General features: G+C 34.3%; 2 protein-coding genes. Both read right to left on the minus strand.

Translation table 11 applies throughout. The features are described 5' to 3' along the window. Positions 1-36: 36 nt before the first annotated feature. Complete coding sequence (locus tag V7097_RS25315; RefSeq protein ID WP_335706409.1) at positions 37-354, minus strand: helix-turn-helix domain-containing protein; 318 nt, start codon at positions 352-354, stop codon at positions 37-39. A gap of 469 nt (positions 355-823) precedes the next feature. Beyond that, positions 824-1,099, minus strand: a complete 276-nt coding sequence (locus V7097_RS25320; protein WP_335706410.1) for a hypothetical protein — start codon at positions 1,097-1,099, stop codon at positions 824-826. Between the last annotated feature and the right edge of the window lie 234 nt (positions 1,100-1,333).

Below are 1,333 nucleotides of genomic sequence, written 5' to 3' on the forward strand. Positions count from 1 at the left end.
GAACTTGGCACTTAATCCCATTCCTTAGTTCAAAAATTACTTGCACTTTGTGTTTTCTTGTAATTTTTCCTGTTCCTGAACTAAGGCATTCAACTTTTTTAGATAAGCGTTCTCCATTCGTAACCGTTCGACTTCTTGGATAAGGGATTCCTTTGTTTGATTATTCGGCTCATCCGTTTTTCTTGCTTTTTTCATTGGAGGTCGCCCCTTCTTCTTTGGTAATAGGGCTTCTACTCCTTCTGTTTCTACAGCTTTCCTCCATGTTCTGATGATGGAGGGATCAGGAATTTTAAACTTCACCGCTGTATCATTTAGAGATGCCCAATTGTCGTCCATATATTTGAGTACCTCCATTTTAAACGCTGCGGAGTATTTTGTATAACTTTTTCTTAAAGAATCCTCTCCATATTCCCTGTAAAGATTTACCCACTTTTGAATTGTTTTATGAACCGTACCAAGCTATTTAGCAATATCACGATAAGAATGGCTTCCATTTTCATACTCTTTTACTGCCCCTAACTTATCCTCGAATGTAAATTTAGCCATATAAAAACTGCACCTCCATTGTTAGTTTTGTGTCTAACAATTTTGGTGCAGTTCAAAAATGGCGAGTTTTCATTGTTATAAATTCCTAATCTTCTTTTACTAAAGCACCCGTTAGCCATCCATGAAGCAGAGCTTCACCACAGAAAATGAAAGTTAATTACGTTCTTTCATGGTAGTTCAGTAAGAAAACCAAAGTTCCTTCAATGGAAAAAACATAGTTAATATGTAATAGTTCATTTAAGATCACTTGTTTATTAAAGTAGTGTTTACGGAAATCCTAATTATGGTTTTTATTCTTTAAAAGTTTGATAATAGCACTACCGACTAGAAGCGTAATAATAATTATCCACACATAGTTATTTAATCTTTCGGGTAAGAATTTCAACAACCAAATCGCCATCATAATAGTTGCTATAGATAGATACTCAATTTTTTGAGTATGTTCAAACTTTTTTAAATTCATAATTAAAACAAGATAACCGATTGGTGGAGTAACAATACAGAAAAAATATAATGTTTTTTTCTTTAAGTACCAAGTTGTTTTTAGTTCCATTTACTCTTCTCCCCTCTAATTGATCTATTTCATTTCGAGGTAGACGCTTTCCGCGGTCAGGCTCCAGCTATTTTTTTCGAGTCATTGCGAAAAAAAACTAGCCCAAACTCTAGGTATTTTATGATTCTTGTTACAGGAAAACGCCTCCTGCACAGTTAATTGAGTATCTATATCTTCAACAAAAAAGTGCCTTAATCTTTCTTGGATTAACGCACCCCGTTAGTTGAAGAAGAA

The organism is Bacillus sp. JJ1562 (assembly GCF_036962705.1).
GTDB lineage: Bacteria > Bacillota > Bacilli > Bacillales > Bacillaceae_L > Ferdinandcohnia.